The 14,196-nt window shown below is 66.3% G+C and carries 13 protein-coding genes and 1 tRNA gene; 10 read left to right on the top strand and 4 right to left on the bottom strand.

Annotation, left to right across the window (positions count from 1 at the left end; genetic code table 11):
• Window positions 1-38: 38 nt before the first annotated feature.
• Both ABZ827_RS27310 and ABZ827_RS27305 read right to left on the bottom strand, forming a co-directional pair.
• On the bottom strand, window positions 39-1,292 hold the full coding sequence (locus tag ABZ827_RS27310) for an acyltransferase (protein ID WP_357242449.1): 1,254 nt from the start codon (window positions 1,290-1,292) through the stop codon (window positions 39-41).
• Complete coding sequence (locus tag ABZ827_RS27305) at window positions 1,289-2,191, bottom strand: SGNH/GDSL hydrolase family protein (protein ID WP_357242447.1); 903 nt, start codon at window positions 2,189-2,191, stop codon at window positions 1,289-1,291. Before ABZ827_RS27305 ends, ABZ827_RS27310 begins: the two co-directional genes overlap by 4 nt.
• A 720-nt stretch (window positions 2,192-2,911) precedes the next feature.
• On the opposite strand from ABZ827_RS27305, the gene ABZ827_RS27300 reads away from it, so the two are divergent.
• Window positions 2,912-4,210, top strand: a complete 1,299-nt coding sequence (locus ABZ827_RS27300) for an NtaA/DmoA family FMN-dependent monooxygenase (protein WP_357242445.1) — start codon at window positions 2,912-2,914, stop codon at window positions 4,208-4,210.
• Between the two features lie 53 nt (window positions 4,211-4,263).
• Window positions 4,264-4,845 (top strand): hypothetical protein, encoded by a 582-nt coding sequence (locus ABZ827_RS27295; RefSeq protein ID WP_357242443.1) that lies wholly within the window; start codon window positions 4,264-4,266, stop codon window positions 4,843-4,845.
• Window positions 4,846-4,942: 97 nt separating this feature from the next.
• Here ABZ827_RS27295 and ABZ827_RS27290 read toward each other — a convergent pair.
• A tRNA-Ile gene (locus tag ABZ827_RS27290) sits at window positions 4,943-5,016 on the bottom strand.
• 146 nt (window positions 5,017-5,162) lie between these two features.
• Here ABZ827_RS27290 and ABZ827_RS27285 point away from each other — a divergent pair.
• From ABZ827_RS27285 to ABZ827_RS27275, 3 genes are all read left to right on the top strand, one after another.
• Window positions 5,163-5,609 (top strand): nitroreductase family deazaflavin-dependent oxidoreductase, encoded by a 447-nt coding sequence (locus ABZ827_RS27285; RefSeq protein WP_357242441.1) that lies wholly within the window; start codon window positions 5,163-5,165, stop codon window positions 5,607-5,609.
• A gap of 982 nt (window positions 5,610-6,591) precedes the next feature.
• Window positions 6,592-7,107 carry a hypothetical protein gene (locus tag ABZ827_RS27280; protein WP_357242439.1) on the top strand — a complete coding sequence of 172 codons (516 nt, stop codon included), beginning with the start codon at window positions 6,592-6,594 and terminating at the stop codon, window positions 7,105-7,107.
• Between the two features lie 126 nt (window positions 7,108-7,233).
• Window positions 7,234-7,905 carry a VTT domain-containing protein gene (locus ABZ827_RS27275; protein ID WP_357242523.1) on the top strand — a complete coding sequence of 224 codons (672 nt, stop codon included), beginning with the start codon at window positions 7,234-7,236 and terminating at the stop codon, window positions 7,903-7,905.
• A 54-nt stretch (window positions 7,906-7,959) separates the two neighbouring features.
• On the opposite strand, the gene ABZ827_RS27270 is transcribed toward ABZ827_RS27275, so the two are convergent.
• Window positions 7,960-9,495: an aldehyde dehydrogenase family protein gene (locus ABZ827_RS27270; protein ID WP_357242437.1), complete on the bottom strand. Its 1,536-nt coding sequence runs from the start codon at window positions 9,493-9,495 to the stop codon at window positions 7,960-7,962.
• A 233-nt stretch (window positions 9,496-9,728) separates the two neighbouring features.
• Here ABZ827_RS27270 and ABZ827_RS27265 point away from each other — a divergent pair, with 233 nt between their 5' ends.
• The 5 genes from ABZ827_RS27265 to ABZ827_RS27245 all read left to right on the top strand — a co-directional run bounded on the left by ABZ827_RS27265 (window position 9,729) and on the right by ABZ827_RS27245 (window position 14,196).
• Window positions 9,729-10,187 carry a DNA-binding protein gene (locus ABZ827_RS27265; RefSeq protein ID WP_357242435.1) on the top strand — a complete coding sequence of 153 codons (459 nt, stop codon included), beginning with the start codon at window positions 9,729-9,731 and terminating at the stop codon, window positions 10,185-10,187.
• On the top strand, window positions 10,187-10,660 hold the full coding sequence (locus ABZ827_RS27260; RefSeq protein WP_357242432.1) for a Zn-ribbon domain-containing OB-fold protein: 474 nt from the start codon (window positions 10,187-10,189) through the stop codon (window positions 10,658-10,660). Before ABZ827_RS27265 ends, ABZ827_RS27260 begins: the two co-directional genes overlap by 1 nt.
• Window positions 10,653-11,723 (top strand): lipid-transfer protein, encoded by a 1,071-nt coding sequence (locus tag ABZ827_RS27255; protein WP_357242430.1) that lies wholly within the window; start codon window positions 10,653-10,655, stop codon window positions 11,721-11,723. The genes ABZ827_RS27260 and ABZ827_RS27255 overlap by 8 nt, the downstream gene beginning before the upstream one ends.
• Window positions 11,720-12,874 carry a thiolase domain-containing protein gene (locus tag ABZ827_RS27250; RefSeq protein WP_357242427.1) on the top strand — a complete coding sequence of 385 codons (1,155 nt, stop codon included), beginning with the start codon at window positions 11,720-11,722 and terminating at the stop codon, window positions 12,872-12,874. Before ABZ827_RS27255 ends, ABZ827_RS27250 begins: the two co-directional genes overlap by 4 nt.
• Window positions 12,875-12,996: 122 nt before the next feature.
• A complete protein-coding gene (locus ABZ827_RS27245; RefSeq protein ID WP_357242424.1) occupies window positions 12,997-14,196 on the top strand; it encodes a beta-ketoacyl synthase N-terminal-like domain-containing protein in 1,200 nt (399 codons plus the stop codon).

The following is a 14,196-nucleotide window of genomic DNA, read 5'->3' as shown; positions in this document are numbered from 1 at the left end:
GCCAAACTCGCACCGCGACGGCCGGGATATCGGCACCCTCACCCAGCCGGTTTCTCCCGCGCCGCGGTGCGGCGACCGGAGAATCGGCGCATCAGGGGGTCGTCGACCCAGTGATAGATGGCCGCCGCCAGCACCGTGGATACGACCAAGCTCAGTCCGGCGAATCCCAGCCAGCCCAGCAGCCCGAACTGCTTTCCGCCGATGAGGAACCGGGTGATCAACGCCATCACCGGGAATTGGATCAGATAGAAGGCGAAGGAGATATTGCCCAGCCAGACCATTCGCGGCGAGGCGTTGAGCCCCCGAATCCCCGCCAGGTCGCGGGCGGCCAGTGTGGCTACCACGGCCGTCATCGGCGCGAGCAGCAGCGCCGACATCTTGTAGTTCGGCGGCACCACCCAGGTCGCGGCGTAGGCGATCGTCAGCGCGATCATCGGCGGCGCCAGCCGGGTGTTGCGCCAGCGGCCCTCCAGTACCAGGCGGGCCGCGAGCACACCGAGGAAGAATTCGGGTAGCCGCGAGAGCGGGAAGTTGTAGCTCAGCCAGTACGACTGGGCCACGGGGATATCGGGCTGCTCGAACCAGATGGGCGCCGCGTGCAGTTCGAAGTACGGCGATACCTCACCCGGCATCAGCCGTGGCGCGAAGGTATTCGCGATCTCCTTGGGCCCGGGCACCCACAGGTAGTACGCGGTGTGCAGCAACAGGATCGCGACCAGCAGCCCCCCGAGCACCCACAGCACCTGATGACCTTTGATCCGGCGCACCAGCGGCAGCATGAGCGGGAAGCTCAGATAGAACAGGATCTCCGCGGCCAGCGACCAGGACGGCACATTGAGTCCGCCGACCATAGTCCACTTCGGCACCCAGGTGTGGATCAGCGCGAGATTCGGCGCCCAGACCACCGCCCGCGTCAAAGGGACGCTCGCCACCAGGATGAATACGACGGCCGCGACCAAATGGGTCGGGTAGATCTTCAGCACCCGGCGCCAATAGAACCGCGGCACCGAGCTCCCCGGCCGGAACGACCAATAAATGATGAACCCGGACAGGACGAAGAAGAAGGTTACTCCCGCGGCGCCCAGCTGCATCGGCATCAGCTGATGGATCTGCCGAAACAACTCCGACTTCTGGAACGGATACACCGGCAGAAATACCAGGGCGTGCAACAGGAACACGGCGAACGCCGCCCACCAGCGCGCTCCCGTCAGCGACGGGAGCGACGGCCGCACCACCGCCGGATCGAGGAACTCCGATCCGGACTCGACCCGGACCGGCGGCGCTATGTTCACCGGGAGACCCGCTCGTACACCGCCTCTGCGGCCACCTCGTCACCCTTCGCCGAGGGATGGAACGGGATTCCGGCGACGTCGGCCGCCGGATCGAAGAAGCCGTTCAGCCAGGGATCGGCCGAGCACAGCCCGTGGCCCGCCGTCACCGGGCGAAGATCGACGAACTCGAGTCCCAGCAGCTGCGCGGCGTCCCGTTGCGCGATATTGAGACGGTCCAGGTATTCGGTCACCGCGCGGCCTCTCGGTTGCACGACCTGCCCGGCACCGAGTGTGTTCACGCACACGTGCTCCTGCCCCGCGGGGAACAATTCCGGGTACCCGACCAGCATGATCCGTGCGTTCGGCGCGTAGTAGCGCATATACGTGATCACTTCACGGATGGCGCCGGCATAGATCTCGCCCGTGACGTTGCGGTAGTCGGTGAACCGTCCCTGGTCGGCCGCCTCCAGCCCGCACCCGTCGACGAAGTTGAACACGCAGGACTGCAACGACGAAATCATCGACTGCGTATTGTCCCGGGACCAGACATCGTTCATCCCGGTCTGAATAGCGATGACATCGGTCTTCGTCCCGAACGCCTGCTGCTTGGCCGCCTCGGCCACCTCGTGCACGAGCCACCAGCCGTCCCCCGAAGCGATCGTGGACCCACTACAGGACGCATCCACGAAGTTCGGTGTACCCGCGAGTCCCATCCGCTCGCTCAGCTGATTCGGCCACGAGGTGGGCGCGTGCAGGCACTCCTTGGTCCCCGAGAAGAACTTCGGGTAGTTCGCGGTGAACGAATCACCGAGCACCACGAGCGATTTACCCTCGGGGCGGCTTTTTTCAACCGGCGCCGCCGCGGCCGGTGCGTACATGGAGGCCACGGTGAGTGCGGCCGCCACCACGGCGCCGGCCACTCCACGTCGACGCCGAAGAAACCTGCGGATCACGACTTTCCCGTCAGTCAGTAGCCGGCGTGCGGATCGAACCCGGGCAAGGTGAGCGTCGGCTCGGGTTCGGCGGGTTCGGGCTCCGCGGGCGCCTGCTCCTCCACGGGGGGCTGCGGTGCCGGCTCCTCGGCCGGCGGTTCGGCGGCGGGCGGTTCCGCGGCGGGCGGGGGTTCGACGGCTGAGGGGGGAGCAGGTGCCGGGCTCTGCGGCACCGGGGTGGTCGATGCGACGGTAGACGGCGCCTCAGTGCTGGTCGCAGGTGCGCTGGAGCTCGTCTCGTGATTCTCGTGCGATTCCGAGTCGTCGCCACACCCGCTCACGCCGAGAATCACTGCAGCGCACGCGAACACGGTCACCAGGCAACGTTTCATCAAGCTTCCCAATCCTGCCGGTGTTCGGCATCCTCTAGCCTCGCCCATTCCGGGGTCGTGGAGTTGTCAGGGTATAGGATCGCAGAATCAGCAGAATCCGTTACAGCCCGAACTTCCTTGGGCAGGGGCTACCCGGCCACCGCCGGACGCCACCCCAGAAGGAAAGTCCAGTTCAGGAGCGATAATTCAGCCGGATCGGGGTTGAGCAGAACCGCCGCGGAATGGCAATAGCGACCTGCTCTCATATCCGGGATGACACCGCGCTGATCCGCGGATGCGCCTACCCTCGGAGCAAGTTCTACGACAGGAGCCCCCGATGGCAGAGCGACGCTATCTGCACCTGAACCTGGTAGCCAACGACCTCAACCTGCACCAGGGCGCCTACAAATACGAACAAGCCCACGGCGTTCCCGAACGCGGCACGTTCGAGCGTCTGCTCGAATACGGCAGATTCGGCGACGAGGGCCTGTTCACCGCGTTGTTCGTCGGCGATATCCCCGGCATGCAGGGCTCCCCGGCCTTCGACGGCGGACCGGCGGAGCCCATCACCGCCCTCACCGCGATCTCACAACACACCCGGCATGTCGGCCTGATCGCGACGGCGTCGACGACGTTCTACGACCCCTACAACCTGGCCCGCCTGCTGGCCTCGCTCGATCAGGCCTCCGACGGCCGCGCCGGATACAACGCGGTCACCTCGGTGATCGATCGCTTCGCCCAGAATTACAGCCTGCAAGAGCACCTTTCTCGTGAAGCGCGCTATCACCGCGCCGACGAGTTCCTCCAGGTCCTGCGAGCATTGTGGGACAACCGATCCATGCGTCGCGATCCAGACGGCCGCCCCCGCTTCCACGCCGAACCGATCGACCACCAGGGCCCCCTGTTCAACGTCGCCGGACCACTCAATATCGCGCCCAGCCGACAGCAGCGCCCGCTCATCGCACAGGCCGGTGGCTCGGGGCCCGGTATCAAGGTCGCCGCCAAACACGCCGAAATGGTGTTCACCAACTCGTCCACCCGCGCGAGTGCCGCGGCCTACCGCCAGACACTGGACAAGGCTCTCATCGACGAAGGCCGGCCCCCCGGCACCGTCCCCGCCATCCCCGGACTCATCCCCTACCTCGGCAGCACCACCGCAGAGGCCGAGGAGAAACTCCGGGAACTCGACAGCTACGTCGACTGGGCACCCCTCGCACCGGCCGCACTGGGACAGTTCGGCATCGAAGTACCCCTCGGCGATATCGACGACCCGTTCCCCACCCACCTGCTACCGCGCCCCGAAGACGTCGAACAAACGATCAAGAGCACCTTCGGCAACTACGTCGGCCTCTACAACTGGGCCCAGGAACACCCGGGCATCACCGTGCGCGACGTCGTCGCCCAAGCGGTCGGCCGGGGCGGCGCGACCCACCGCAAATTCGTAGGCACCTACGACGACCTCGTCGACGATTTCGCTACCTGGCACGAGGACGGCAACGTCGGCGGTTTCAACCTGATGTTCTCGGCAGGATCGACAGCCATCCGGGAATTCATCGACGAGGTCGTCCCCCGCCTCATCGACCGTGGCATCTACCGCGGCACCCCCACCGACCTCCCCCTACGCCAACGGTTCTGAATGCCGAGCCCGTATTGCGGCCGGACCTTCGTACCCAGGAGGTCGCCGCCACGATGACCGACGCCCGCACCCCATCGGCCTCCCGGCCCCGCGCCGCCGCCTCGGGTCTCGTTCTGGTCGAACGGCACCTGTTCCGACTCTCCGATCCGGAGGCGTCGGCGGTGCGCCGGGCCCCGCTCCCCTCCGACGACTCCCCCGTCACCACCGGAGCCGGCCCGGATCTGGCGCTGTTCCACAGCGTCCTGGAGGACGGCGCCGTCCACGCGGATCTGGAACTCCGGGATCATCCTGTTCCCACCCCGCCCCATCCATGGGATCTGACGTCCCTCCACGAACTGGAGGTTGCCGGTCCGCACATCGCGCTCGTCTCGGGCACCTCCAGCCTCGGGACGGACTGTGTCCTCCCGGTGTCTGCCGGCACCTACATCCTCGAGGCCCACTGCCGCGGCCGAGCCGCGGCCGAGGCGGCCTTCCTTGCCTGGCTGGACGCGGAGGAGGAAGAAGCGGAGCCGACAACCGAGCCCTGGCCTCACGACGGGATCGAGCGCTGGCTCCTACGACTGTGGCCGACTCGGCCGGCCACATGCGAACGGCAGGTTTTATCAACCCCGGTGAACCTGAGCCGAGTGGTTTGAGCACCTCCGGGCAATTAGAAATACATTGCTGTCGAAGCACTGTATTGGATCAAACCGGCTGTCGAATTCGACATTTCCTCAGCTCGAGCACTGTTTGTGGGGCGGGTGGGGCTCGAACCCACGACCAATGGATTATGAGTCCACGGCTCTAACCGACTGAGCTACCGCCCCTCGCCACGACCAGGGGCCGCAGGTGTCGGATGGTACCCGGTCCGGCTGGGTGGGGGCCAATCAGGCGGCGGGGCGTGGTTCGTCGCGGCGAGCCGCGGCGGCCCGGGCTCGTTAGGGTGGGGGCGTTGCCGAGCGGAGGAGGGCTTGTGGCCGGGTTGTTCGTGCGGGCGTTGCAGCTGCATCAGTGGGTGTACGAGAAGAGCGGTGGGCTGGTGGGGCACAAACTGCTGTTCGGGAATCCGACCCTGCTGTTGCGGACCGTGGGGCGGAAGTCCGGGTTGCCCCGGACCTCGGCGCTGACCTACGCGAAGGACGGGGCCGATTTCCTGGTGACCGCGTCGAACGGTGGTTCTCCGCGGCCGCCGGGGTGGCTGGCGAATCTGAAGGCGCGGCCGGAGTGTGAGATCCAAGTGGGGCGGCGCGCGATTCCGGTTGTCGCGCGGGCCACTCTGCCCGGCGATCCGGAATACACGCGCCGCTGGGGGTTGGTGGACGCGGTGAATCGGGGTCGGTACAGCGAATACCAGAAGAAGACCCGGCGTCCGATTGCGGTGGTCGTGCTGTCACCCGCGGGCGGGATTCAGTCGGAGTAGCTTTCCGATCCGACTCGCGCCCGCGCTCTACGGGGAGCGAGATCCTCCGGCGGTCTGCTGGCGAGATGGACTACGGAGGCAACGAGAATCAGGATGGCGAGTACTACCAATGCGGTAATCACGGCACGCACAGTAACTTCGACGGGTTGCCACTGCACCCGAGACCGGTCTACGGCCGTTCACCAATTACCTTTATCCGGAATCAAATTCACATATGAGCAGAAATATTCTGCAGCAACGGACCTTCAACAGGAGGACTTGGTGCAAATTCCGTAATCACCGGAAATACTGTGAAAGCAACGGGTTCCACTTATATCAAATTGATATAAGAGGTTCACCCTGAGACCTTCCCATGTTTGCGAATACACAAGCACTGGAGCACAATCCGCCGTCGCCACTATGCGGCTTCACAACATGTCGACCGCGCCGATCCGGATATTACATGCAACTGTCAGTTGCAGGTAATATCTCGAGTCGACAGCCTGGCGCGGCAATCGATTCCGCTCGCGTTCGAGAGTCGGGGTCAGCCTCCCCCGCCGCCACCACCACCGCCGCAGCCACCTCCCCCACCACCGCCGCCTCCCCCGCCGCAACCGCTGCCGCCTCCGCAACCCCCACCGGAGCCGCCGTCACCGGACCCCCCGCCGCCCGAACCGCCGTCGCCGAACCAGAGACCGCCGGCTGCGTACCCACTCCGTCTACGCGTCCTCTTATTTCCCCCGGTAGCCGCATTGATGATCGCGCGGATGATTACCACAATCACCCCGGCTACCAGCAGAACGAACACCATTATGGCGAAAAAATCTCCCACCGATTCCATCTCTCCACGGTACCGGTGGATATACCTGGCGCACAGCGACTTACAAGCGATCCAGGCCGCGGGCGCAGAGAGACATAGCGCCGGAACCGCATCAGGACACCCCAGCGTGCGAGTGCGGCGGCCGAACAGCGAAGGCCCGGCGAAGAACCGGATAATGGCGTTGTGTTCACCTTCGCCCCATCCCGGCGCCGGCGTGGTGTCGACCCGGCCACCGTGGAACGCGCGGTCCGCGACCTCCAGCTGCCCCAGACGGTCTTCAAGACCTGCCCCTGGGAGCCACGTGAACTCGTCGCCACCGGATTGCGCCAGTGGCTCCGCTGCTGCGGTCCCGCCCTGGCCGACGACCAGGTGATAGGCATGCCGTCCCGGGCGGTCGATGAAGCGTGGCACGGTTTCATCCTGTGCACCCGGCGGTATGCCGAATTCTGTGAATGCGCCTACGGGCGGTTCCTGCACCATCACCCGGAAGGCGCGGAGACGCCTACCTCGGGACACGACGATATGGCGAGCCAGTTGCGTCGGACCGTTGTGGCGTGGTCGCTGGTCGCCGAGCCCGGCGAGGAATGCGTGCTGTGGGATCTGGACACCCGGCTCGGACTGGAACAGCCTTGGGGAATTCCGGCGTGGCGGGTCGCGGAGATCGAGGCGACACTGCAGGAACGCGCTCACCGGCCCTGATCGGCTACCCGTCCGCTATAACTACCCGAAACGGGCAATCCGGAAATAGACGGCATAGTTCGCTGCGGTATCTTCGGCTGGGTGAGTTACTCAGCCGCCACAGCGGTCACCACCGAACTTGCCCTGATGCCGGGTTTCCTCGACCCGGTGAATCTGCTCAATTCGTTCGGCACCTGGGTGCTGCTGGGCCTGCTCGTCGTGGTGTTCATCGAATCGGGTCTGCTGTTCCCGCTACTGCCCGGCGATTCGCTGCTGTTCACGGCGGGACTCATCGCCGCGTCGAAATCGGCCGAGATAGAACCCTTCGCGCCGATCGGGGTACTGCTGGTGTTGATCCCGATCGCGGCGATCATCGGCGACCAGGTCGGGTATCTGATCGGCTCCCGAGGCGGGACGGCGTTGTTCAAAAGCGACGACGCGAAGATCTTCAAGAAGTCCTATATCGACGAATCGCATGCGTTCTTCGAGAAACACGGGCCGATCACCATCGTGCTGGCCCGGTTCGTGCCCATCGTGCGCACCTATGCGCCGCTGGTCGCGGGTGCGGCGAAGATGAAGTATTCGGTGTTCCTCACCTACAACATCATCGGCGGGGTGCTGTGGGGCGCCGGGGTCACGATGCTCGGTTATCTGCTGGGTCAGATCGCGATCGTGCGCGATAACGTCGATCTGATCTTCCTGCTGATCGTGGCGGTCTCGGTACTGCCGATCGTGTGGGAGGTGTTCAAGCGGTACCGGTCCGGTCGCGCGGCGAACGCGGACAGCGCCGACGAACCGGCCGACCGCCCGGCGGCCTGACGCCGGATCGACCGATACCGGCCGCCCGCTGATCGCGGGCGGCCGGTATCCGGTTCAGCGCACGAGGCGCCGGAGGAGTTTGTTGCCGAACAGGGTGCCGATGGTCTTCTCCAGCGTGGCGGCGGTGGCCTCGCTGTAGGGGTACCAGATGTTCTCCTTCTTGAGACCCCACCGGTCCAGCAGCACAGGCTGCGGATGGACGAAGCCGCGCAGCGCGTCGCGCCCGTTCACCTGCCCCATCCCGCTGTCCTTGCGGCCACCGAACGGCGCTTCGGCGACGCCGTAGATCACCGACGCGTCGTTCTGCACCACCGACCCGGTCTTCAGCTGTTTGGCGAGCCGCACGACCTTGGCCTTGTCCTTGGTGAACACGCTGCCGCTGAGTCCGTACTGACAGTCGTTGGCCATCCGGACGGCCTCGTCCTCGTCCCGGACGCGCATGATGGCGACGATCGGACCGAAGGTCTCCTGCTGCATGATGTCCATATCGTGGGTGACATCCACGACCACCGTGGGTTTGAAGAACACGCCCTCGGCCGTATCGGATTCACCGCCGAGCAGGATTGTGGCACCCTTGGCCTTGGCGTCCTCGACGTGCTTTTCCACGATCTCGAGCTGCCGGTCCCAGAACAGCGGGCCGACGTCCTTGCCGGACGGCCCGTAGGTGACCTCGGCCGCGCGCTTGCGGACCTCTTCGATGAACTTGTCGGCGATACTGTCCACCACATAGATGCGCTCGACACCGACGCAGACCTGCCCGGTGTTGAACATCGACAGGTACACCGCGCCGAGTGAGGCCCGGTCCAGGTCGGCGTCGGCGCAGACGATCATCGCGTCCTTACCGCCCAGTTCGAGCGTGCACGGGATGAGCCGGCTCGCACAGGCCGCGGCGATCTTCTTACCGGTGCCGACACTGCCGGTGAAGGAGATCTTGTCGATATCGCCGTTGACCAGTGCCGCGCCGGTCTCCCCGTCACCGTGGACGACCTGCAGCACATCCTTGGGGACCCCGGCCTCGTGCAGCACCTTGACCGCCCATTCCCCGGAGTGCGGGGTGACTTCGGACGGTTTGAGGACCACCGAGTTACCGGCCAGCAGCGCCTGGGCGATCGGGTTCAGGGAGAGGATGAACGGCCCGTTCCACGGCGTGATGACGCCGACGACGCCGAGCGGCTGATAGTTGATGACCAGCTTTTTCAGCGGCAGCATATAGCCGTGCAGGCGGCGGTTCTCGTCGGCCAGATCCTTCGGGGCCCGACCGCTCCAGTAGTTCAGGAAATCGCAGGCCGGCACCATTTCCACGGCGAGTGCCTCGACGCGCGGTTTACCGGTCTCCTCCATCACCGTTTCGACGATCTCGTCGCGACGCGCCAGCAGCACCGAGACCGCGTTGCGGATGATCTCGGCGCGTTCCTTGACCGGCCGGGCGGCCCAGCCCGGCTGCGCGGCGCGGGCGGTGGTCAGCGCGGCCGCGACATCGTCGGCCGTGCTCACCTCGATTTCGCCGACACGTTCACGGGTCGCGGGGCTGCGCAGCTCGAGCCGGCGGCGTCCGTCGGTTGTCGGCTCCAGCTGTTCAACGATGGCCATGGTGATCTCTCCTCACCGAGAGGAATTGGAACAGGTTCTACTTTAGTTCGGAGCTTACGTCATGGCCGCGGGCAACGCACCGGGGTTCACCCATGCGTTCGCGTGAAACCGGACCGCGACGGAAGCTCGAACTATCAAACGATTCAATCAAGTGATTGACAGCGGGCGTTCGTGCGGGTCACGATCGAGGCGCGGCCCGGCATATGGCCGCGTACCCGAGCGGCAGGAGAACGATGACAGCCGAGCCCCCGGACGCGAGTCTCACCGCGCCCTACACCATCGAATTCCCGTACAACCGGACAGTCGGCGAGAAGATCGGCACGTTCCTGGGCGGTCTGCGCGACGGCGAACTGTACGGGGTGCGCACCGAATCCGGGGCGGTGCTCTGCCCGGCCCTCGAATTCGACCCGGCGACCGCCGCCCCCACGGGCGAACTGGTCCGGCTGGACCCCACCGGCACCGTCACCCACTGGACATGGGTGCCCACCCGCCCCGGCGACGATATCGACGCCGAGCACTACGCCTGGGCCCTGATCGCCATCGACGGCACCGAGGGCGCCCTGTTCCACGCCGTCGACACCGGCGGCGACCCGGCCCGGCTCACCGCCGGCCTGCGGGTGCGGCCCCGCTGGCGAGCGGAACGCGTGGGCAGTATCCGCGATATCGTCTGCTTCGAACCGGTGGAGGCGTGATGAGTTCTCTTCCCACCCCGGTGGAATCGTTCACCAGCCCGCACAAGGTGGATTACACCTTCGTCGCCGGAACCGGCCGCTCGGCCTTCCTGCGCGGGCTTGCACACCGCACCCTGCTGGCCCGCCGCTGCGGAACCTGCGAACGGGTATATCTGCCCGCGCCGGAGTTCTGCTCCCGCTGCCTCGTCGAACTGTCCGAACCGTTCGAGCTGGGCGGCACCGGCGTGGTGAAAACCTTCTGCGTGGTGAACTTCCCGTTCCCCGGCCAGATGATCGAACCGCCGTACCTGGTCGCCTATATCCAGGTGGACGGCGCGGACACCACCCTGATGCACCTGATCCGCGATGTCGAACTGGGCGATGTCCATATCGGTATGCGGGTTGAACCGGTGTGGTGCGCCGACGAGGACCTGGACACATCCATGAACAGCATTCGCTATTACCGGCCGATCGCGGGAGGTTCCGATGCGTGATATCGGGGTGGTGGCGTTCGCGCAGTCACCGGGCACGGCGGCCGACCGGCGCGACGATATGGCCGAGATCCTGCTCCCGGTGATGCGGGAAGCGCTCGCCGCGGCGGGGATAGATCGGACCGAGGTCGATTTCTGGGCGTCCGGCAGCCACGATTTCCACGAGGGCCGCACCTTCGCCTATATCGAATCGCTCGACGCGGTGGGCGCCTGGCCGCCGATCTCGGAATCGCATGTCGAGATGGATGCGGCGTGGGCCGCCTACGAGGCATGGTCGTGGCTGCAACTCGGCGAGGGTGAGATCGCCGTTGTCTACGGTGTCGGGCGCGGGTCGCTGGCGCAGGATCTGGACCAGGTGACCAACACCCAGCTCGACCCCTACTTCCTGGCGCCGCTGCGGCCGCACCAGGACGCGCTCGCCGCACTCCAGGCGCAGGCGCTGGTGGCGGCCGGGTCGCTGGACGAGAAGCAGATGGCCGAGGTGGTCGTCCGGGCCCGCGCGGCGGCGGTCGGTAACCCGGCGGCACAGGTGTCCGGCGAGCTCACGGTGGACGAACTGCTGGCGGCTCCCTATCTGGCGTCACCCCTGCGGGAACACGATCGCGGGCCGATCGGCGATGCCGCGGCCGTGCTGGTGCTGGCGGCGGGCGATACCGCGCGCCGGTTGGCACAACGCCCCGCCTGGGTGCGCGGCGCAGACCACCGGATGGATTCGCACTATCCGGGAACCCGCGACCTGACCCGCGCCGACACTGTCGGTCTCGCCGCGGCCAAGGCGGCGCAGCAAGCCGGATTCACCGCCCGCGATGTCCAGATCGCCGAACTGCACACCGAATACAGCTACCAGGAACCCCTGCTGGCCGATGCGCTCGAATTATCCGGGGCCACGATCAATCCCGGCGGTGGGCCACTCGTCGCCCGCCCCACCACGGCGACCGGCCTGATCCGGATCGGCGAGGCCGCCCGGCACATCCTGACCGGCCGCGCGGACCGCACCCTGGCGCATGCCACCAACGGGCCCGCGCTCCAGCAGAACATGATCTGCCTATTGGAGGGAGACCAGTGAATCTCGCGGTCGTCGGAATCGGACAGAGCAAACAGGCCAAGAAACGCAAGGTCACCATCGGCGCGATGGTGCGCGAAGCAGTCGACGAGGCAATGGCCGACGCCGAACTGGAATTCGGCGACATCGATGCCATCGTGCTGTCGAAAACGCCCGACCTGTTCGACGGGGTGATGAACCCGGAGCTGTATCTGGCGGATGCCATGGGGGCGCGCGGATTGCCCGTGACCCGGGTGTTCACCGGTGGCAGTGTCGGCGGGCACGCGGCGATCTACGGTGCGCACCTGGTGCAGGCGGGGTTGGCGCGGCGGGTGCTGGTGGTCGCGTATTCGAAGGAGTCCGAAGGCGATTTCACCTGGGCACTCTCCCGCGGGCTGCCGTTCAGCGCGCAGCTCGGTGCGGGCGCGGGCGCGCATTTCGCGCCGGTGATCCGGGAGTACATCCGCCGTTCGGAAGCGCCCGAGCATATCGGCTGGCAGGTCGCGGTGAACCATCGGCTGAATGCCACCCGCAACCCTTACGCGCATATCCAGCGGCCGGATATCACCGTCGAGGAGGTGCGGGAATCGCGGATGCTGTGGGATCCGATCCGGTTCCTCGAATCGTGCCCGTCCTCGGACGGTTCGTGCGCGGTGGTGATCACCGGCGAGGCCGACGCCCACCACACCGGCCGCCCGCCGGCCTGGATCCACGGCATGTCCTGGCGCACCGAGACCGGGCATTTCGCCGGGCGCGACGAGGTGAATCCCGAGGCCGGCAGCCAATGCGCCGCCGAAGCGTACCGGCAGGCCGGTATCACCGATCCGGCCCGCGAGATCGATACCGCCGAGCTCTACATCCCATACAGCTGGTTCGAGCCGATCTGGCTGGAGAACGTCGGCCTGGCCGAGGTGGGCGAGGGCTGGAAGGTGGTCGACTCCGGGCGTACGGCGTTCGGCGGATCGCTGCCGATCAACCCGTCCGGGGGGGTGCTTTCCGGAAACCCCACCGGCGCGACGGGTCTGCTGCGTTTCGCGGAGGCCGCCATGCAGGTGCGCGGCACCGCGGGCGAGCACCAGGTGCCGGATGCACGACGGGCCATCGGGCACGCCATGGGCGGGGCCGCCCAGTTCCACGCGCTGTGGGTGGTCGGCTCCGAGCCGCCGCAATCCTGAACGCCGACAACACTATTACGGATCGCACTGCGCCGGAACAAGGAGAGATCATGATGCGATACCTCCGCCTTCGCTACGGCCTCCGCGGACCGCATGAACTTCCGGAAGAGGAGTGAACGAACATGACCGAGCGGGTATACGTCGCCGGTGTAGGGATGACGAAGTTCGAAAAGATCCAATCCCGGGATTGGACCTATCCCGAAATGGTCGCCGAGGCGGTGGGCCAGGCGCTCACCGATGCCGGGGTCCCGTACGACCGGGTGCAGCGTGCCGCCGTGGGCTATGTGTTCCAGCCGTCCACGGCGGGCCAGCGGGCGCTCTACGAGATCGGGCTCACCGGTATCCCGATGGTGAACGTGAACAACAACTGCGCCACCGGGTCGTCGGCGCTGGTCCTGGCCCGGGAATGGGTTCAGGCCGGACTGGCCGATATCGTGCTCGCGGTCGGGTTCGAGCAGATGACCAAACAGGCGATGTCCGGGGACGGCACGGTCCCGAAGGTCACCACGGTCGACTGGCATATGGACGCCCTGAAAGCCGCCGCCGGTTTCAGCAGCGCCCCGATGACCGCTCAGTTCTTCAGTGCCGCGGCCACCGAGCATATGAAGCGCTACGGGACAACCCGCGAACAACTCGCTCAGGTCGCGGTGAAGAACCACGAACATTCCACCCGCAACCCGAAAGCCCAGTTCCAGGATGCGTACACCCTCGAACAGGTGCTCGGTGACAAGCTGGTGTCGGATCCGCTGACCCGTTCCCAGTGCTCCCCCATGTCCGACGGTGCCGGCGCGGCAGTGCTGGTGAGCGAACGGTATGTCCGGGAACACGGGCTCGACCGGGCGGTGCCGATCCTCGCCCAGGAACTGGTCACCGATACCGGGGCCTCGTTCGAATCGGGTTCCATGATCGATGTGGTGGGCGCGCCCATGGCCCGCGCGGCCGGGCAGCGGGTCCTCGAAACCGCCGGCGTCGGGATCGGCGATATCGACGTTCTCGAACTGCACGACTGCTTCTCGATCAACGAACTGCTCACCTACGAGGCGCTGGGCATGTGCGGCGAGGGCGAATCCGGCGCGCTGGTCGAATCGGGTGCCACCACCTACGGCGGCCGCTGGGTGGTGAACCCGTCGGGTGGTCTCATCTCCAAGGGGCATCCGCTCGGCGCCACCGGTCTGGCGCAATGCACCGAATTGGTGACCCAGGTGCGCGGCGGCGCGGGCGACCGTCAGGTGGAAGGCGCCCGACTGGGGTTGGCGCACAATCTCGGTCTCGGCGGCGCCTGTGTGGTGACCCTCTACGGCGCGCCCGGCGCGGTCTCCTAG

Source organism: Nocardia sp. NPDC019395 (assembly GCF_040632335.1).
Classification (GTDB): domain Bacteria; phylum Actinomycetota; class Actinomycetes; order Mycobacteriales; family Mycobacteriaceae; genus Nocardia.
Note: the sequence above shows the minus strand (reverse complement) of the source record. Positions and strands in the feature narration are given on the sequence as shown.